At 58.9% G+C, this 18,990-nt stretch carries 11 protein-coding genes; 5 read left to right on the top strand and 6 right to left on the bottom strand.

From position 1 onward, the window contains the following. Window positions 1-504 precede the first annotated feature (504 nt). On the top strand, window positions 505-3,477 hold the full coding sequence (locus J2045_RS22990) for an NACHT domain-containing protein (protein ID WP_307377737.1): 2,973 nt from the start codon (window positions 505-507) through the stop codon (window positions 3,475-3,477). Window positions 3,478-3,758: 281 nt separating this feature from the next. Here J2045_RS22990 and J2045_RS22985 read toward each other — a convergent pair whose 3' ends face one another. The 3 genes from J2045_RS22985 to J2045_RS22975 form a co-directional block, all read right to left on the bottom strand. Further along, window positions 3,759-4,580 carry a sulfite exporter TauE/SafE family protein gene (locus J2045_RS22985; RefSeq protein ID WP_307377734.1) on the bottom strand — a complete coding sequence of 274 codons (822 nt, stop codon included), beginning with the start codon at window positions 4,578-4,580 and terminating at the stop codon, window positions 3,759-3,761. 263 nt (window positions 4,581-4,843) lie between these two features. Then, a complete protein-coding gene (locus J2045_RS22980; RefSeq protein WP_307377731.1) occupies window positions 4,844-5,632 on the bottom strand; it encodes a hypothetical protein in 789 nt (262 codons plus the stop codon). Between the two features lie 164 nt (window positions 5,633-5,796). Further along, the gene (locus J2045_RS22975) at window positions 5,797-7,608 is read right to left on the bottom strand and encodes a methyl-accepting chemotaxis protein (RefSeq protein ID WP_307377728.1); all 1,812 of its coding nucleotides are present in this window, start codon (window positions 7,606-7,608) and stop codon (window positions 5,797-5,799) included. A gap of 188 nt (window positions 7,609-7,796) precedes the next feature. Here J2045_RS22975 and J2045_RS22970 point away from each other — a divergent pair, with 188 nt between their 5' ends. Then, window positions 7,797-8,180 carry an acyl-CoA thioesterase gene (locus tag J2045_RS22970; protein WP_166604618.1) on the top strand — a complete coding sequence of 128 codons (384 nt, stop codon included), beginning with the start codon at window positions 7,797-7,799 and terminating at the stop codon, window positions 8,178-8,180. Between the two features lie 7 nt (window positions 8,181-8,187). Here J2045_RS22970 and J2045_RS22965 read toward each other — a convergent pair whose 3' ends face one another. Then, window positions 8,188-8,958: a helix-turn-helix domain-containing protein gene (locus J2045_RS22965; protein ID WP_307377724.1), complete on the bottom strand. Its 771-nt coding sequence runs from the start codon at window positions 8,956-8,958 to the stop codon at window positions 8,188-8,190. 146 nt (window positions 8,959-9,104) lie between these two features. Here J2045_RS22965 and J2045_RS22960 point away from each other — a divergent pair, with 146 nt between their 5' ends. Further along, on the top strand, window positions 9,105-9,542 hold the full coding sequence (locus tag J2045_RS22960; RefSeq protein ID WP_307377721.1) for a hypothetical protein: 438 nt from the start codon (window positions 9,105-9,107) through the stop codon (window positions 9,540-9,542). A gap of 106 nt (window positions 9,543-9,648) precedes the next feature. On the opposite strand, the gene J2045_RS22955 is transcribed toward J2045_RS22960, so the two are convergent. Next, on the bottom strand, window positions 9,649-9,999 hold the full coding sequence (locus J2045_RS22955) for a DMT family protein (RefSeq protein ID WP_307377717.1): 351 nt from the start codon (window positions 9,997-9,999) through the stop codon (window positions 9,649-9,651). Between the two features lie 360 nt (window positions 10,000-10,359). On the opposite strand from J2045_RS22955, the gene J2045_RS22950 reads away from it, so the two are divergent. After that, complete coding sequence (locus tag J2045_RS22950; protein WP_307377714.1) at window positions 10,360-12,330, top strand: putative bifunctional diguanylate cyclase/phosphodiesterase; 1,971 nt, start codon at window positions 10,360-10,362, stop codon at window positions 12,328-12,330. Window positions 12,331-12,519: 189 nt separating this feature from the next. Then, window positions 12,520-15,609 (top strand): excinuclease ABC subunit UvrB, encoded by a 3,090-nt coding sequence (gene uvrB / locus J2045_RS22945; protein WP_307377739.1) that lies wholly within the window; start codon window positions 12,520-12,522, stop codon window positions 15,607-15,609. A 330-nt stretch (window positions 15,610-15,939) separates the two neighbouring features. Here the strand turns inward: uvrB and J2045_RS22940 are convergent, their stop codons facing one another. Next, window positions 15,940-17,307, bottom strand: coding sequence for a hypothetical protein (locus J2045_RS22940; RefSeq protein ID WP_307377713.1), 1,368 nt, complete (start codon window positions 17,305-17,307; stop codon window positions 15,940-15,942). Window positions 17,308-18,990 lie beyond the last annotated feature (1,683 nt).

Raw genomic sequence — 18,990 nt, 5'->3', positions numbered from 1 at the left:
CCACGATGCGCAAACTGCTCACCATCCTCAACGCAATCATCCGGGACGAAAAACCATGGCAAAACGCTTGACTGCCAAGACAGTCGCTCTCCCCACGGGGAGAAGTGCCGAGCGTATGCGAGGCGATGAGGGGGCTACCCGGCAAAGCTTTAGCGATTCGCGCGCGTCCTCATCCCCGGTGAAACAATTGGTACCTGAGCCCTGCGCCGTTCAAAATCCATAGGCAATTGCCCTACCCTTGAGGGGGAGATGGCCGGCAGGTTGATACCACCCCTATGTGGCGGAGATGTCGGCGTAGCCTACAGAGGGAAGGGGGCAGGACGGCCACAAGCTTATCACGCCCTAGCTTGCCCTTCAGCAATCCGCAGATCAGCACAGGTTAAATCAAGTCTGCATGCCCAATAAAAGTTGCGTCAAATAGCCGTAACTCTCTTTCAAATTGCAGCCCTCCACTTAAGATCGCGCATTCAAGCCACAAAACGATTTGATCGACGGGATCACAAAATGACGATTCGACTCATCGCACCAGAGAGGAAGCGGAATTACTTCGAGGCAGCCTTCAGCGGGGTTTTAGCTGTCCTTGAGGCGATTGGCCCCACTGGGCCAAATATTCCCAATATACTCGCGAATCTCAAGGCTGGATTTAGTCATCTAAAAGGGTTGAATGAAGACGAGCCGGCTCATCGAGCATGGGTATGGGCCTACAAGACAATTAGTTATGCCGCTGGTGATATGTTGAAGGCCCAGCAAATCAACGCACCTCTATCTATCAGCAAAGATGAGGCGGTCCGCGAATTTATTGAGGCTGCTACACGGTTCGAAGATCTGGAACTCGACATCCTCGCACTTACAAACCCCGCTGCATCTAATATATTTGAGAATTCGAAGAAAGCGTTGGCCGCATTTTTATTGAAGGCTACCACGGGAGCAGACTTTGGCGTTGATAGCCTCGGCGAACGCTTCAACCAAGCATTAAGGTTAGGATCATATCGCACATTATGCGAAGATCCAGTTTACTTTCGTGTTCTTGAAGAAGGACTTACCGGCTTGGCTGGAGAAGGCGCTCGCCGCGACGGCTACTGGGCTCGCCACGCGAACTGGATTTCCCATCAGTATACCGATACGCCAATTTTCTCTCCAGACGAAAATGAGATAATTCCTCTGGAATCGGTATACCTTCCTCCACGATGTTTCTGGCACCAGATAAAGAACATCGAAAATTCTGATGACACACAATCCGTGCACAAGGCTGCCCATATCGCGGACCTGAGCAGAACTATTCACGAGTGGCTCTCGAAAATAGATCGCTCAGACACAGTTCGGGTAGTTACCGGCGGCCCCGGAAGCGGCAAGTCTTCGTTCGCACGCGCCTTGGCTCACGAGTTGATCCGACGTGGTAAACATAGAGTGTTATTCCTTCAACTTCAACACATGACACTTACGGGTTCACTATATGACGACATTGCGCGGTACGTTGACCGCCGCGATACTGCGACAGGTCAGTTTGGTAGCCCTGGCCTTCCTGGGAACCCTCTAGACTGGCGCAAGACCGATGAGATGCCAATTATAATGATTTTCGATGGCCTAGATGAGCTTTCGACTAAAGAGGATGACGGCGAGCGGTACGCGCGCGAGCTCCTACTTGCGCTCAAATTGATGCTTTCCCCATTGAATGCTGACGGCTCGCCTATTCGGGCACTTGTTCTCGGTCGCAACGTAGCCTGCCAATCGGCTATGGCCGCGGCAAACATACCACTTGAATACATGCTGAACGTCGCCCCGATCTCAAAAATAGACGATGCAACCTGCATGGCTTTAAATGGCTCGCGCACAATGATTCTTGATCCCGAGAACTTAAAGAACATTGACCAACGCGAACAATATTGGAAAAATTGGGCGAACCTTAAAGGATTAAATAAAGATGTTACGCCGAATGCAATATTGTCCGCAAGCATGAGAGATCTAAACTCAGAGCCACTTTTACTACATCTATTGATAATATCGAAGTACAGCGGAGAAGATTGGGAGTTGGCGGCCCAAAATAAGAATGTCGTTTATGAAGACATCCTGCAGAAGATATTTGAAAGAAATAGACACAAGGAGCATTTTCTCGCAGCCGGCGTTGATGAAGCGCTATTTTTTGAGTTTATGGAGTGTCTCGGAATCGCCGCATGGCGCGGAAATGGCCGCACTGGTGATGAAAGTGAATTTCGTCAGATACGCAAATTACATTTGAACAAAGAAAAAAAATTCAAAGATTTTCCTGCAGCAAGCCTGAAATCGGTTGCTCTGAACATCCATACCCGTGCGGCCCAAGACGACTTGAGCGGAGGATTCGAGTTCATACATAAGAGCTTTGGTGAGTATCTTGCTGCGCGAGGTCTTTTGTTTCACGCTCTCAAGACAGCGCATGCCCTGAGGGAAAAAGACCCGGAGGACATTGAGCAGCAGTGGTGTCAACTAATCGGGTTTGCAGAATTGACACCGGAAATCATAAGCTTCTTGTACGGCGAAGCGCGCTTGAAGCTCACGGAAGAACAAGCGATTGAATACAAAGATGCTCTTACTGAGCTCTTAAACTGGGCGCTACTGTACGGATTTTCGGTTCAAAAGATCGCAGCCGATGCGCCGTGGGCTGACCTCGCCCGACAGCAGCGTTGCGCTTTATCTGCATTGGTCGCTAGCACTTCGGCGATCGCTACGGCTATCCCTGTTGGTAACTGGATTGAGGCTACATTAGATGCACCCTGGACGGTAAACGTTCGGTGGGAGAAAAATGGAATCGATGCAGCTAAAGAAAAGTTAAACGAGATTGCACTGTCGACTGAACGGCCCGCGATCAAAGCACTACGGAGGATAAATTTGGCGGATCAGAGGCTTTGGGATAGCAGCCTTAGCCGGATAAATATGGAGGGCGCAGATTTACGGTGCACTATACTCATCTGGAGCATCTTGATCGACTCTTATCTCGACAACGCAAATCTATCGGCGTTACAAGCGTCTCATACTCGGTTCTTTTCAACCTCTTTAAGAGGATGCGATTTATCGACATCAGACTTCGAACAAGCAACTTTTCAAGGTGTTGATATGCGCCAATGCAACCTCCGAGGAGCAAGCCTGGCTGGGGTGGATGCATCGTACAAAGATCGCTTCAGGTTTGGAAACAGTTTTACTGGATTACTTGTTAACGGGTCTATCGACATGGATGGCGCGGACCTAACCGGAGCAGATATCTCCGATGCCGATCTATCCGGAGTTATTAACTTGTCCCTGGATGCAGTTAATTCTGCAATTGGCACACCGGAAACGAAGCTACCGTCTTATATTGATAGAAATCAGGTAGGCTGGTTAAGAAAAAGCAAGAAAAAAACGAAGTCTAACGCTCTGCCTGAAGTCCCATCACTCAATATCAGAATCCATCGCGAGCGCCATAAAGTCAGGCTGGACCGGGAAGCCAAACGTAACTCAGGCTCATAATCTAGGTCGCTCGATCGCAGTCGCGAAATACAACCGAAGCGGAAATGTTATCCGTTATGCAATCATTCAATTTTATTAGATTCCGCAGAAGTGTTTGTATTGCCAAGTGGTCGCACCATGCCCACAGTGGCGAATGTGTGCCACGGTAACCTCGGCGATTTCAGTCACTCCTGCCTCGTGGGAGTCACCAAGGGCGTTGCAACACACATCGAATGCTTTGCCAGCTGACAACTGACTTTCAGATGTGGGGCAGCGGTGCGCATGAGCACACCTCGCACCCCTCACCCCACCAGACTCCAGAAAAACCGCGCCGACACAAACAGCAGAAACACCGCAAACCCCATCTCCAGCTGCCGCTTGTTCAGCCGGTGCGCCAGCTGCGCGCCATAGGGCGTGACCAGCATGGCGATCGGGAAGATCACCGCAAAGGCGATCCAGTTGACGAAGCCGGTGGAAAACGGCGGCAGGCCCGCCTCGCCCCAGCCGGCATAGATGAAGCCGAAAAAGGCCGGGATCGAGATCAGCACGCCGACGCCCGAGGAGGTCGCCACCGCCTGGTGGATCGGCCGGCCGTAAAGCGTCATGAAGGTGTTGTTGAACACTCCGCCACCGACCCCCATCAGGCCTGAAAACAGCCCGATCGCAGAACCTGTGAGAAACCGCGCCGGCTGGCCCGGCAGTTCGGTGCCGAGATGCATGCGGTTGGAGAGAAACAGCATGCGCGCCGCCAGCACCAGGCTCATGACCGCGAAGAACAGCCGCAAACCCTCGCTCGACACATAGGCGGCAACGACGGTGGCGGCGAGCGCACCCAAGGGCACCGCGACCATCCATCCTTTCAAGAGCTCCATATCGACCGCCCCGCGCTTCCGATGCGCCTGGAACGAGCGGATCGAGGTCGGCACGATCAGCGCCGTCGAGGTGCCGACGGCGAGATGCATGATCACCTCCTCCGGGATCCCGGCATAACCGAAGACCTGGTAGAAGACCGGCACCAGCACCGCACCCCCACCGATCCCGAACACGCCGGCCAAGAGCCCCGCCACGGCGCCCGCGGCAGCCAGCATCACGGCAAACAGGAGAATATCGGCAATCGGCGGCATGGGGCACTCCGGAAAAGATCGACCGCCCGGCCGGACGGTCATGAAGGGCAAAAGACAGGCAAGAGGGGGCACACCGACCATCCGGCCGCTGCACAAGAACCTGCCCTGCCTCTAGGCCCCTGCTACCCCGCCCGCAAGCCCAGCCTTACCCATCCCGGTACGCTCCTCGCAACCGGATCCATCCGCGCAACCGCCATCGCGCGCCACAAGCACCGTCAAGATTTAGGAAATTCCCGAATTCGCGTAGCAGATAAAAACTTGCCTCAGCGGCAGTTGCGCTTGTCGAGATAGAGCGAACAATCCTTACCCACTGGCGCTGCTTGCGCCGCCACCCGCCGGGTCTCGACCGGAACCGGATCCTCCATGCCGGAATTGCCGCTGTCGACCGAAAGCGGCAGGATCCCGCCCTCCTCCGGCATCTGCTCGGCAACCTGCGTCTCCGCCACCGGAGCCCCGCTCGGGCCCGTCACGATCTGCGTCGGCTCGTCGAAGCCGATCCCGTCGACCACCGGCTGGCTGGTATTGCCCTCGGCAATCGCCATCGCCCCACCCTCGGTCACCATATGCGGCTGCACGCCGACAGGGCTTGCCATCTCCGTCGAGCCGAGATCCGCAACCTGGGGTGAAGCCCCGATCCCGAGCTCGCCATCAATGTTCACGCCGCCATCCGGAATGACCATCGCGCTCATCGCCTGGCCCTGGGCCCCATCGGCCATATCAGGCTCCGCCGCCGCCATCATAGGCGCCGCCTGCAGCCCGTCACTCTCGGCCATGTTGGGTGTATCGAGATAATCGAGCCCCTGGCTCCCGCCATTCTGCGCGCCCGCCGCCGGCGCATAGGCCGCAGCCTCCGCCCGGGGGTCACCGACCCGCCCCACGATGACGCGTCCGTCGCGGGCGCGATCCACCTTGCCGATCAACTGGTCGCCAGCCTTCGGCCCACCGATATCGGCAAAGGGCACACGGTCGCTGCCGGAGCAGCCGGCAACGAGAAAGCTTGCGAAAACAGCAACCGTGAGCCGGCTGCCAAGGGACGAAAACACAAAACTCATTTCACCCTCGATGGCCCCATATGGGACAACTTAAACCAGCTTAAGGTCTCCCGGCTTAATGCGCCATGAACGGAATTCGCCAGGAATTCGCCGCAAGAAATAAGGGCCGGTGGATCGCTCCACCGGCCCTTTCGTTCGTCTCTGCCGACGATGCTTGTCGACAATCAGGCCGCCCGGCGATGGCCCATGGCCTGCTGGGCATTGACCTTGAGGCGCGAGAGCAGCTGGCGCAGATTGTAGCTCTCCTCCGCCAGCGACTGGCCGGCCGCCGAGGTTTCCTCGACCATCGCCGCATTCTGCTGGGTCATCTGGTCCATGTGGTTGACCGAGGTATTGATCTCGGCCAGCCCCGTCGCCTGCTCCTTGGCAGCGGTCGCAATCGTGTTGACGCTCTCGTTCACACGGTTGACCAGCGCCTCGATCTCGACGAGCGCCTCGCCGGTCGAACGCACCAGGCCCACGCCCGTGTCGACTTCGGCCGCCGACGCGCTGATCAGCACCTTGATCTCCTTCGCCGCATTGGCCGAGCGCTGTGCGAGTTCACGCACTTCCTGCGCCACGACCGCAAAGCCGCGACCCGCTTCGCCTGCACGCGCCGCCTCGACACCGGCATTCAGCGCCAGCAGGTTGGTCTGGAAGGCGATCTCGTCGATCACGGAAATGATCTGGCTGATCTTCTGCGAAGAGCCCTCGATCCGGCCCATGGCATCGACAGCATTGCGCACGATCTGACCAGAACGGTTGGCACTGGTCTTCGTCTCGGCCACCATCTGGCGTGCTTCGTTGGCGCGTTCGGCCGCCGTGCGAACGGTCGCGGTAATCTCATCGAGCGCCGCCGCCGTTTCTTCAAGGGCTGCCGCCTGCTGCTCGGTTCGCTTCGACAGGTTGTTGGTCGCCTCGCTGATATTGCCGGCAGAAGACGTAACGATCTCGCTCGTCTGGTTGATCGCGGCAATAACGCCGCCGAGCGATTCCACCGCGCGGTTGAAGTCGTCGCGCAGCTTTTCATATTCCGAGCCGATCACGCCGATCTGCACGGTGAGGTCACCCTCGGCCAGCCGCTCCAGCGCCGAACCCAGCGCGTTGATCGCGTGGTTCTGCCGTTCGGATGCCGTGCGCAGGTTGATCTCGTTGCGCTCGCGCTCGCCGTTCAGGCTCGCCTGCTGCTCGGCCTCACGCTGACGCAGGTCGATGCGGTCGCGCACGCTGTCACGCAGAACAACCAGCGTCTGTGCCATGCCACCGATCTCGTCGCGGCGTTCGGTATCGGCGATATCGATATCTACCTTTTCCTCGGCGATGTCGTGCATGGAATCCTTCAGGCGGTTGATCGGCTTCACGACGCTGCGCACCACGAGATAGGCGCAAATCAGCTTGCCGATCAGCGCGAGCGCGATCAGCGCGCCATACTGAAGCGCCGTCTGGCGGAAGAGCACTGCAAGGTCGTCGGAATAGACGCCCGTGCCGACGACCCAGCCCCAGGGCTCGTAGCCGATGACATGCGAAAGCTTCTCGACCGGCTCTTCGAAGCCAGGCTTCGGCCAGTAGTAGTCGACAAAGCCTTCCTTGCTGGCCTTGACCGTGTTCACAAACTCAACGAACAGGAACTTGCCGTTGGGGTCCTTGTTCTGGCTCAGATCCTTGCCGTTCAACTCAGGCTTGATCGGATGCATGACCATGGCCGGCTGCATGTCGACGATGAAGTAATAGCCGTCGGGATTGTAGCGCATGGCGCTGGCCACTTCCTTCGCCCGCGCCTGCGCCTCGTCGCGCGTCAGCGTGCCATCGAGTTCCTGCTTGTGATATTTGTCGAAAACAGAGATCGCCTGATCATTGATTTGAGCCAGCCCCAGCCGCCGCTCATGGACCAGCGCGTCATAGGATTGAAAGAGGCTATATGTCAGCGCTCCCACAAGCACCGCCAGCGATAACGCCACAAGTGCATAGAGCCGCACTGACAAAGACACCGATTTCATATTCTCCACCCCCAATTTCGTTCGAGTGGCTAAATTTTGATATGTATCAATTCTAAACTCCGTAAATACGACACGCCAAGTTCTGATAGGTGTTTTGTTGTGGGTGAAATTTAGCAGTGGTGCTCTACGCGCGCGGCGCGTTTTTTCGTCGCCAGCACCGTAACGGGAGAATCGCCGGGCTCATGACCATGAACACCAACAAACCCACGGGCGAGCTCACCCTTCGTACCCTGGCCATGCCCGCAGACGCCAATGCCGCCGGCGATATCTTCGGCGGCTGGGTCATGGCGCAGATGGACCTCGCCTGCGGCATCCGGGCCGCCGAACGCGCCCGTGGCCGCGTGGTAACCGCCGCCGTCCAGGAAATGGCCTTCGCCATGCCGGTCAAGATCGGCGACACGCTCTGTGTCTACACCGAGATCAGTCGGGTTGGGCGCAGTTCGATGACATTGAAGGTCGAGACCTGGGCCCAGCGTTATCTCACCCATGTCATGGAAAAGGTCACCGAAGCGACTTTCGTCATGGTGGCGCTGGACGCGGACGGCAAACCGACGCCGGTGCCGCCACTCTGACTTCAGCTCAGCCCGCCGCCATCTGCCGGAACAGTGCCTCGGCGGCAGCATTGGTGGGAAAGAACATCTCGATCTTGATATCGGCAAGCGCGATATCCTCCGCCGTGCCGAACTGGGTAATTGTCGAAAACATCGGATAGATGGCGTCCCCCATCCGGAATCGCACCGCCAATACGGGTGGCAGATCCGTGGCTGCGCCATGCTCCATCGCCAACGCATCCTGGTCGAGGACCGCCGCAGCGCGCTCCAGAACGGGGTCGCCACCCAGATGCACGCTTTCCAGCCGAAATCGTGTTGCGAGATGGTGCGCCACCTCCGGCCAGTTGTCGACGAGTTCCGGCCCGCGTCCCGGCGCCAGCAGGAAATCGATGAAACTGTCCCCTTCGCCAAGCCCAAAGCCGGACAGCATGAAGCGACCGCTGCCGTTGGCATCCAGCACGCGCCAGTGGCGATCGAAAACGAAGGCCGGATAGGGCGCATGTCCTTCGATCATGTGGGTGATCGCCTTTCGGATCGGCTCCATTGCCTCGCTTTCGAGGGGGCGGCGCCCATAGGCGGGGCGGAAACCGGCCGCATCCAGCATCAGGTTGCGGTCGGCGCGGGGCATGTCGAGGGCCTCCCCCAGTCGCATGACCATCCGTCGGCTCGGCTTTGCCCTGCCCGTTTCGAGAAAGGCGATGTGGCGTGCCGAAACATCTGCCGTCAGGGCCAGTTGCAACTGGCTCAATCGCCGCCTGCTGCGCCACGTTCGCAAATGCCCACCGAAATCGATTGTCATCAGAACCCTCTCGCTGATGCCCCCTGGCCAAGTCTGCAGGCATTTCTGCCATGCGGGCGGCACGCCGTCACTTACCTTGCCGGTAATTGCGACGGGTTTATCCAGCAGCCATCGTCAGCAGCGTCACACCAACAGGGAGCACACTCATGACACCACATCTCACCACGCGCTGGCTCAAGCTGATGAGCCTCTTCGTCGTCCTTCTTGGTCTGCTCGTCGCCTTCGGCGCGCATCCCGCCACCGCGCTGCCGGCCACCTGGCTGAGCGACATCGTGTTCTGGCCCTTCGATGGCGCCCAGCCGCTGGAGGCGCCTGCCGCCCGCGTGCTCGCGGCGATCAGCGGCGGCGTGATGGCCGGTTGGGGTGCAATGATGTGGCTCATCCTGGATCGGCTGATGCCCGCCGACCCGGCGCTTGCCCGCCTCCTGATCATCGAGGCTATTCTCATCTGGTTCGTCGTTGACAGCACGGGATCCTTCGCCGCCGGCGCAATGGTCAACGTCCTGCTCAACACCATGCTGATGCTCGCCTTCGTCGTTCCGGCATGGTTTGTCGATGGTCGCCGCGTCGCGATCCCCAGCTGAGACCATGCCGCAGGGCGCCCGGCTGCCGCACGATCGGCAGCCGGATTTGCGCAGGGCAAACCGATGGCGACGGCCCGGGGCGGATATGGCAGATCCGCCCCCGCCTTCAGGCCCGGAATACGAAGGCCGCACCGGCCGCGATCAGCGCGAAGCCGATGAGGTGGTTGATCGTCAGGCTTTCCTTCAGAAAAAACACGGAAAAGCCGGAGAAGACGATCAGGGTGATCACCTCCTGGATCGTCTTAAGCTGTGCAGCGGAATAGACTTCTGCCCCGATCCGGTTGGCCGGCACGGCCAGGCAGTACTCGAAGAAGGCGATACCCCAGCTCGCCGCGATGGCAATCCACAGCGCGGAGGTCTTGTATTTCAGGTGACCGTACCAGGCGAATGTCATGAAGATATTGGAAAGCGACAGGAGCAGGATCGGCCAGAGGGCGGCGGGAGACAAACTGGGCATGGCAGCTCACAGCAAGGGAAGATGGCGGAGGGGACGCGACCGACGAGTCGCCGGCTTCAGACTATAGCAAATGGACGGCGGCATGGAGCAACCCTTCAGTCCAGCACACCGCCCGCCCCGACCACTATGCAACCTGAGGCAGCCTCACCTCTCGTGCCGGCGTCCCATCATCCTGCCGCAACGACCCCAGAAAGGGCACCCCGGCGCCGCTGAAAAGTCGCCCGTGATTTCTAGTTAAATTGTGCAAAGTCTCCGTAACGCCCCGTTAAGTTGCTCTTGTTATTGAGTATTTATTGCGATCGGTATGGACGTTGATTTATGTGGTTGAGTGAAAGCCGAAGCGGCAGAATATTGCCTGCAGTGCTGCAAGCCCAGGTGGCGGATATCGTCGAAGGCCATCGCTCGACTCTGGTGCTCAATGTCGTCACTCTCTCCGTCTCCATCGCCATTCTTCACATCCAGGGTCAGGCCGGTTGGGCTGTGCTCACCTGGTATGCTCTCGCCCTTGCCATCATCGTCACGCGCAGTGGAGTGATGAGAAGCCTGACCCGCCGCGGCATGCTCGTCGAGGCGCCCAGGACCAGCCTCACCATACTGTCGATCGGCGCTCTCGCTCTCGGGGCCACCTGGGCAGTGCTGCCCTGGATCGTTTCCGACTTCGAGCCCCTCGGCCAGCATGCCTCGCTCTTGCTGATCATGGGCGGCATGGCCGCCGGTTCGGTGATCAAGCAGATCGGATACACGCCGCTCGCGCTCAATTATTCGATCCCGATCCTGATCTCCCTGATGGTCAATCTTGTCGGTCTGTGGAGACTCCACGAGGTTCTTGTCGGTCTATGCATGGGCCTGATGATCGTCGTTTTCATTCGTCGCAGCGTCTGGGCCGAGCGCATGTTCGTCAGCAGCCAGGTCGCGCGGCATGAGGCCACCGCGCTGGCCGACAGCCTGACCCGCGCCAACAGCGATATCCTGCGCCAGAATTCACGCCTGGAGGCACTCGCCAATCGCGACACGCTGACCGGTCTGGCCAATCGTGTGTTCTTCCACGGTCGCCTTGCCGGCGACATCGCACGCGCTGTCGTCTTGGACGAGCAGGTCGCGCTGCTGATCTTTGATGTCGAACGTTTCCAGTCGATCAACGACACATTGGGTCATAGCGCCGGCGATGGGCTGCTGCGTGAGATCGCCGCCCGCCTCTCCTCGATCGTCGAGGATGGCAGCCTGATCGCCAGGCTCGGTGGGGACGAGTTCGCAGTGATCGTCGCCGGTTCGGATGCGTTGGAGCGGGCGCGGGCGCATGCTGCCGCCGTGCTCGAGGCAAGCCGTCAGCCGATCCACTGGCACCAGCGCCAGGCCGTGGTGGGGCTCAGCGTCGGTCTGGCCGCCTACCCCGACCATGCCGACAATGCCGAGGAGCTGCTCGCCTGCGCCGACATGGCACTCTACGATGCCAAACGGGGCGACCGTCGACAGCTGCGCGAATTCGATCCGGATCTGCGCCGCAATGCCGAACGCAAGCGCATCATCGAGCAGGATCTCGAAAGAGCCATCGACGCCGGTGCTCTCGGCGCCTGGTTCCAGCCGCAGGTCGATCTCGTCACCCGTCGCATCACCGGCTTCGAGGCTCTGGTCCGCTGGCAGCACCCGCAACTCGGCTTCATCTCTCCGCCGGAAATCGTCAATGCCGCTCGCGCCGTACATCTTTCGGAACAGCTGACCGCCCGCGTCGCCGGTGACGCCTGCCGGCTTGTCCGCCGTCTGCCGGCACTCGGCCTCACTGATGTCACCGTCGCCCTCAATGTCTCCCCGCGCGAATTCGCCCTCTACTCCGTGGCCTGCATGCTGCAACGCGTAACCGCGGAATATGGCGTGGAACCGTCGGCGCTGGAGATCGAGATCACCGAAGAGGCGATCTTCGACCCGGCGCTGGCCGACCAGCAGCTGAAGCGCATGGAAGAGGCGGGCTACAAGCTCGCCGTCGATGACTTCGGCATGGGCCATTCATCGCTGGCCTACCTGATCGGTCTGAAGGTCGACCGGCTGAAGATCGACCGCAGCTTCGTGCAGGATGTTGCCCGCAGCGAGACGAACCAGAAGCTAATCGCCGCCATGGTCAGCCTCGGCCAGTCCCTGTCGCTGGAGATCGTCGTCGAAGGCGTCGAGACCCCCGAAGACGCCGCCATCCTCGCCCGCCTCGGCTGCGGCACCGCCCAGGGCTACCTCTTCGCCCGCCCCATGCCATCCAGCGCCCTCGAAGGCTGGATCGCCGACCACCAGCCAAGCTCCGACCTCAAGCGCAAGACCAAGGCGAAGCATCTGTCGGTGGCTTGAGCGTCGGGGCGGCCCCCCATCACACGAGAAGACATGCGCTACCGCGGCGCCTGGACGATCCGTTCTGCGCATTCGACCGGCCCCTCCTGCCACCGGGCTGGCAATAACCCCGCCTCCCCGTTGCGTTTTCGTTCTGATTATCCCGCCCCGGCCCTTCCCTTTGCCGCCGCCCTTCTCCATATTCCGGCCATGGCCAAATCTCCCAAATCCTCCGCCCCCTCTGATAGTTTCGAGGAAGCCCCGCAAGCCCCGTTTGAAGGTGCCCCACTGTCGGGGTCCGTCTCTGATTGGGTGAAGCAGTTGGAGGCCGAGGCGGAGGCGTCGACGGTCGAGAGCCAGCGCGAACTCGCCTCCAAGGCCGGCAAGCATCGCAAGAAGATCGAGATCGAGGCCCGCCGCCATGCGGAGAAGATGGCGCTCGAAAAGGCGACAACCAAACCCACCGCCAAGAACACCACCGCACAAAGAACCTCCCGCGGCGTCTCGATCGGCGCCTCCTCCGATCCCGCCACCCGCGCCGCCGCCGGCCTGAACCCCGTGGCCGGCATGGACATGTCGCTGGAAGAGGCTGAATCCCTCGCCCCCGGCGCCGTCACGGCCACCGTCGAGGCCCTCTCCGCCCTGATCGAAAGCGGCAACCCGCTGTTCAAGAACGGCGAACTCTGGATGCCGCACCGCCCGGCCCGCCCGCAAAAGTCCGAAGGCGGCGTGCCGATCCGCATGGCCTCCGATTTCGAGCCCGCCGGCGACCAGCCGACCGCCATCAAGGACCTCGTCGAGGGCCTCTCCAACAACGACCGCACCCAGGTCCTGCTCGGCGTCACCGGCTCCGGCAAGACCTTCACCATGGCCAAGGTGATCGAGGCGACGCAACGCCCCGCCGTCATCCTCGCGCCCAACAAGACGCTCGCCGCCCAGCTCTATTCCGAGTTCAAGAACTTCTTCCCCGACAATGCGGTCGAATATTTCGTCTCCTATTACGATTACTACCAGCCGGAAGCCTATGTGCCGCGCTCGGATACCTTCATCGAGAAGGAGAGTTCGATCAACGAACAGATCGACCGCATGCGCCACGCCGCCACCCGCGCCATCCTCGAGCGCGACGACTGCATCATCGTCGCCTCCGTCTCCTGCATCTATGGTATCGGCTCGGTCGAAACCTACACCGCCATGACCTTCCAGATGTCGGTCGGTGACCGCATCGACCAGCGCCAGCTCCTGGCCGACCTCGTCGCCCAGCAATACAAGCGCCAGGACATCAATTTCATCCGCGGCTCGTTCCGGGTGCGCGGCGACACCATCGAACTCTTCCCCGCCCACCTGGAAGATGCCGCCTGGCGCATCACGCTGTTCGGCGACGAGATCGAGAGCATCACCGAATTCGACCCGCTCACCGGCAAGAAGACCGGCGACATGAAGACGGTCAAGATCTACGCCAACAGCCACTATGTCACGCCGCGCCCGGCCCTCAACGGCGCCATCAAGTCGATCAAGGACGAGCTGAAAATCCGCCTCGCCGAGCTCGAAAAGGGCGGCCGCCTCTTGGAAGCCCAGCGCCTGGAACAGCGCACCCGCTACGACATCGAAATGCTCGAGGCCACCGGCTCCTGCGCCGGCATCGAGAACTATTCGCGCTACCTTACCGGCCGCAAACCCGGCGAGCCGCCGCCGACCCTCTTCGAATACATCCCCGACAACGCCCTGCTCTTCATCGACGAAAGCCACGTCTCCGTCTCCCAGATCGGCGGCATGTATCGCGGCGACTTCCGCCGCAAGGCGACGCTGGCCGAATACGGCTTCCGCCTGCCCTCCTGCATGGACAACCGCCCGCTGCGTTTCGAGGAATGGGACGCCATGCGCCCGCAGACGGTCGCCGTCTCCGCCACACCCGGCAGCTGGGAAATGGAAGAAGCCGGCGGCGTCTTTGCCGAACAGGTCATCCGACCCACAGGCCTCATCGACCCGCCGGTCGAAATCCGCCCGGCCAAGTCCCAGGTCGACGACGTGCTCGGCGAAATCCGCGAAACGGCGCTCAAGGGTTACCGCACCCTCGTCACCGTGCTCACCAAACGCATGGCCGAAGACCTCACCGAATACCTGCATGAACAGGGCGTGCGCGTCCGCTACATGCACTCGGACATCGACACGCTGGAGCGCATCGAGATCATCCGCGATCTTCGCTTGGGTGCTTTCGACGTGCTCGTCGGCATCAACCTTCTGCGCGAAGGCCTCGACATCCCCGAATGCGGCTTCGTCGCCATCCTCGATGCCGACAAGGAAGGTTTCCTCCGCTCGGAAACCTCGCTGGTCCAGACCATCGGCCGCGCCGCGCGAAACGTCGACGGCAAGGTCATCCTCTATGCCGACCAGATCACCGGTTCGATGAAGCGGGCCATGGACGAAACGTCCCGCCGCCGCGAAAAGCAGGTCGCCTACAACACCGAACACGGCATCACGCCGGAATCCGTCAAGGCCCGCATCTCCGACATCCTCGATTCGGTCTACGAACGCGACCACGTCCGCGCCGACATATCAGGCGTCTCCGGCAAGGGCTTCGCCGATGGCGGCCACCTCGTCGGCAACAACCTCCAGGCCCATCTCAACGCGCTCGAAAAAGACATGCGCAACGCCGCCGCCGACCTCGACTTCGAAAAGGCCGCCCGCCTGCGCGACGAGATCAAACGCCTCAAGGCCGTCGAACTCGCCGCCATGGACGACCCGATCGCGAAGCAGGAGGCCAAGGATATCGAAGGCGGACGAGGAAAGGCCCGCAGCGGTAGCGGCCCACTCTCCCCCCCTGTGGGGGAGATGTCGCCGCAGGCGACAGAGGGGGGTGCACCAGCCGCGACGCAACCCCGCATATCCACGTCAGGCCGCAACAAGTCGGGCGCCCCGGAAGGCAAGGGCAGCTATTTCTCCAAGCCCCATATCGACGACATGGGCCCCGGCACCGACGGCGCCGTCCCCCTGCCGAAATCCGGCCCCGAAAGCTCCTATTTCCGCAAGAACACCCTGGACGAAATGACCGTCGGCCGCACCGAAAAACCGGTGACCGGCAAACTGCCGGAAAAGCCGAAACCCGACGCCGGCGGCAAGCCACTCTCCCCCCCTGTGGGGGAGATGTCCGGCAGGACAGAGGGGGGTACCCCAACCTCAAGGCCGTCCGACGACCCCCGCCCCATCATCCGCGCCCGCTCCGGCGCCGGTTCCTACGAAGACCCGGGCGACGGCAAGCGAAAGGCAAGGACGAAGGGCAAGACGGGACGCCCGGGGCGGTGACCCCTCCTTCTCCCCGTTTGCGGGGAGAAGGTGCCCGAAGGGCGGATGAGGGGCATCCACTCCCCCTTGTGGGGAGGGTTAGGGAGGGGCAGACTGCAACTTCGACGACACCAGCTTCGGATTCCCATGCAAGACCTTGCTGCCCTGCTCTCCGATGTTATCAGGTATATGAGCGCTGGCAGGCGCAGCCGATTCCGGAGCGTGCGATGGCTGGTGCGGGGCATAATAGTGGCGTTAGGGGCTACGTTGATTTGGATACTGTGGCGGATGTAATCCATCCGCCCAAGTAAGATCGTCAAGTTCTGCTATCACCTATCCTAATCGGCGAATCTATTCTTGCGCCTTATCAGTGGCCGAGTCCCTGTCCATCCCGTTTGCGAACTTGGACACAATTTTTGTCATCCAACTTTTTGGGTGGTTGAACTGGAAATCTTCGCCAATATGTCGACGCAGATGTTCCTTGAGTAATTCCATCTTTACTTGCGTCCGCAGGCTAAATATCTGCTCTTCGTCTAAATCGAGATTAGTTTGCGATGCATAAGAGATATCAGTGGCAATGATACTGATTTTAAATAAATCTTGGCGACGCCTGTTGATTCCGATGATTTCAGATATTAATCTATTGAGGATCGCGTACGAAACAGCGAGAATTGCCAGTGAAACCAACACATAAGGCAACCTCGATACAATGTAATTATAGACATCAAAGCTTTCAATTGCCGCGAAATCAATGAATTTTTCTGAGTTAAAGAACAATCTTGCAGTTACAAATACAACAACAAGCAATGGCACTATTGAAAGCCAATAATACATTCTCGCATTTGATGCTCCTTGCGAGACGTAACCAGACAAATCGGCCGGAAACAGATTGATATCATTTTTGAGCGCTCTAAGTTGAGCCTCTTTGTCAGAAATTTCCTTGGAAAAATTCTCAGAAGCTTGTCTCAAGGCATTCACATTATTTCTCGCGGACTGATTTTCATCAAGCAGAGTGCGCTTTAGCGATTCGGCAACAGCGATCTCCTTCTTACGCGTCTCTAATAACGCGTCGGCCCGCGCAAGTTCCGCCTCGATATTCCCCAATTCTTCCGATCTTACAGTGATTTTGGCTTCAATTTTCTCGATATTCGCATTTAATGTCTTAAATTTCGAATCTGCTTCTTTGGCGCGAGCAAGATATCCATTTAGATGCTCCTCAACTCGAATCTTGTAATCAGAAACGTCATTGTACAATGAGACTACTGCAGAAAAATCTTGCTGCTGAAGTCCTTCAACCCTTATTGCCGTCAATCTAGAATCTTTTGTCCACGACGAGCTTGGGCGAAGTCCAAAACCACCTATGAACCGGCCGATCGCAAACCTAAACTGGCCGTTTACGTATTTCGCCACATCTGTCTTAGTTGAATTACTAATGAATTCGATATAGCTGAGTTCAACTTCGTGATAATCATCGTAACCGGTTGCATCGATTATCAAATCGGTCACATACAAAAGCTCATTGAAATCAAATTGCATCCACTCTCGTTTTGCCTTGTAAGAGTTAGACTCGCTCTCATTGCCAACCAACTGAGTTGATTTGCGCGTCTTGTGGGAGAAGAAACTTAAATCAATGTATTTTGGGAGCGGCAGAGTTTCATTGCCTAATGCATCAATTTCACTGTGGTCGAGAAACTCAGGCGCGTCAGGTATTTGCTGCATTTTTCTGTTCCAGAATGTTTTACTTTCACAAAAATGCACTGAATCTTGTTTTGTCGCAACTCGAAGTAAGGATACCACCAAAATTTCGCCGTAGTGCACGCATCTGGTGCGTAACACAAAGTTGAATTGCGGCAATAAGGCACGAAAGCGGGTATACCGCCCCCACCTCCCCCCATGCGGGGGAGGACGGAAAATCGAAGGCTTAGGCGAGCGCAAGCCGCCTAAACTTCAGATTTTCCTGGCGAGGGGCACAGTTCCGTAGGCGATAATCTCACCAAGCCCCCCTCTTGCGAAATCTGAGGTTTGGCCCTGATCGGGCCAATTCCTCGATTTCGATTTCTCCCCCGCAAGGGGGGGGAGATAGGACCCCGGCCCCCACTTGTGTTTGGATCCTCGGGTCAAGCCCGAGGATGACGGAGTGTGGGGGAGCGACTGGTATCCTCCTCTACCTCTTCCATCGCACCGCGCATGAGGAGAATACCCTCTTCCACTCTAGGAAGGTCGTCATCCTCGGGCTTGACCCGAGGATCCAGACACAAGCCTTCGAAGGCCAGACGATCACGTCAAACCACTCCATCTCCCGAAGAGAGGGGGATGAATTTGAGAAAATCCCCAACAAAATCAAACCCCGACATGTTTTTTCATCCCCCACCATTTGCACCCTCGTAGACTCATCCCCGTCCCGCCCTCGGATACACCTGACGATGCGATGTCAGGCGAGGCGGGGCCGGCGCCGGGGTGGCGTGCTCTCGCAGGCACAAATCCCCGGCCCGCTGCAACGGTCTCCCTCCGGACGAGGGGGTGGAAGTGACGGTGGACGGTCGGATGCCGGACGCCTGAAACCCCTGATCGGAAGGACGTGCCTCAGAGGCACACAAACAAGGCGCCAGCGCTGTCGCGAACATCCAGACAGCGGGGCGAAACAAACGGCGGGGATGAGCGCCGGGCCGCGAATGGCCAGACGATCATCCCCCGGGCGAGGGTCCCGGTCGGATTGGTGCACCATCCGACGGGAACCTCCCGGGCCAACGGCCAGGCTGAAGCGTCATCTCATGGTGACGCCGCAGCCGGACCCTACGCCCGGTCATTCCTCGGGAGCAATCCCGCGGACCGTCGCCGCCTTGCCAGAGAGACGTATGCAGCGGGAATAGACGCCGAACGGGGCGCCGGAAGGAGCCACATAAAACTACTTAGACAGGTTGCTTCTGGCGCCTCGTCCGAGACAAGCATGACCCGACCCGGAGGGGGCAATCCTGACCGGCGGCGAAGCTTGGGGTTTTTGACAGTTCAGTTCCACCTCCCCCCATGTGGGGGAGGACGGAAAATCGAAGGCTTAGGCGAGCGCAAGCCGCCTAAACTTCAGATTTTCCTGGTGAGGGGATCAGTGCTGCGGGCACGACGAACAGACCCCCTCACTTGCGATTTCAGATGTTTAGGCGGCTTGCGCTCGCCTAATTCATCGAAATCGCTTTCTCCCCCACCGAGGGGGAGATGGGAACCCGCCAACCTCACCGATCCCCTCACCAACAAAATCTGAGGTTTAGCCCTGACCGGGCTAAGCCCTCGATTTTGTAACCTCTCCCACAAGGGGGAGAGCGACTGTCTTGGCAGTCAAGCGTTTTGCCATGGTTTTTCGTCCCGGATGATTGCGTTGAGGATGGTGAGCAGTTTGCGCATCGTGGC

This window comes from Peteryoungia aggregata LMG 23059, assembly GCF_030814435.1.
GTDB lineage: Bacteria > Pseudomonadota > Alphaproteobacteria > Rhizobiales > Rhizobiaceae > Allorhizobium > Allorhizobium aggregatum.
This window is presented reverse-complemented; position numbering and strand designations above follow the sequence as displayed.

Coding starts and splice junctions, on each gene's coding strand:
- uvrB (WP_307377739.1), top strand. CDS start 12,520: ATGGCCAAATCTCCCAAATCCTCCGCCCCCTCTGATAGTTTCGAGGAA.
- J2045_RS22975 (WP_307377728.1), bottom strand. CDS start 7,608: ATGAAATCGGTGTCTTTGTCAGTGCGGCTCTATGCACTTGTGGCGTTA.
- J2045_RS22960 (WP_307377721.1), top strand. CDS start 9,105: ATGACACCACATCTCACCACGCGCTGGCTCAAGCTGATGAGCCTCTTC.
- J2045_RS22970 (WP_166604618.1), top strand. CDS start 7,797: ATGAACACCAACAAACCCACGGGCGAGCTCACCCTTCGTACCCTGGCC.
- J2045_RS22955 (WP_307377717.1), bottom strand. CDS start 9,999: ATGCCCAGTTTGTCTCCCGCCGCCCTCTGGCCGATCCTGCTCCTGTCG.
- J2045_RS22940 (WP_307377713.1), bottom strand. CDS start 17,307: ATGCAGCAAATACCTGACGCGCCTGAGTTTCTCGACCACAGTGAAATT.
- J2045_RS22990 (WP_307377737.1), top strand. CDS start 505: ATGACGATTCGACTCATCGCACCAGAGAGGAAGCGGAATTACTTCGAG.
- J2045_RS22980 (WP_307377731.1), bottom strand. CDS start 5,632: ATGAGTTTTGTGTTTTCGTCCCTTGGCAGCCGGCTCACGGTTGCTGTT.
- J2045_RS22965 (WP_307377724.1), bottom strand. CDS start 8,958: ATGACAATCGATTTCGGTGGGCATTTGCGAACGTGGCGCAGCAGGCGG.
- J2045_RS22985 (WP_307377734.1), bottom strand. CDS start 4,580: ATGCCGCCGATTGCCGATATTCTCCTGTTTGCCGTGATGCTGGCTGCC.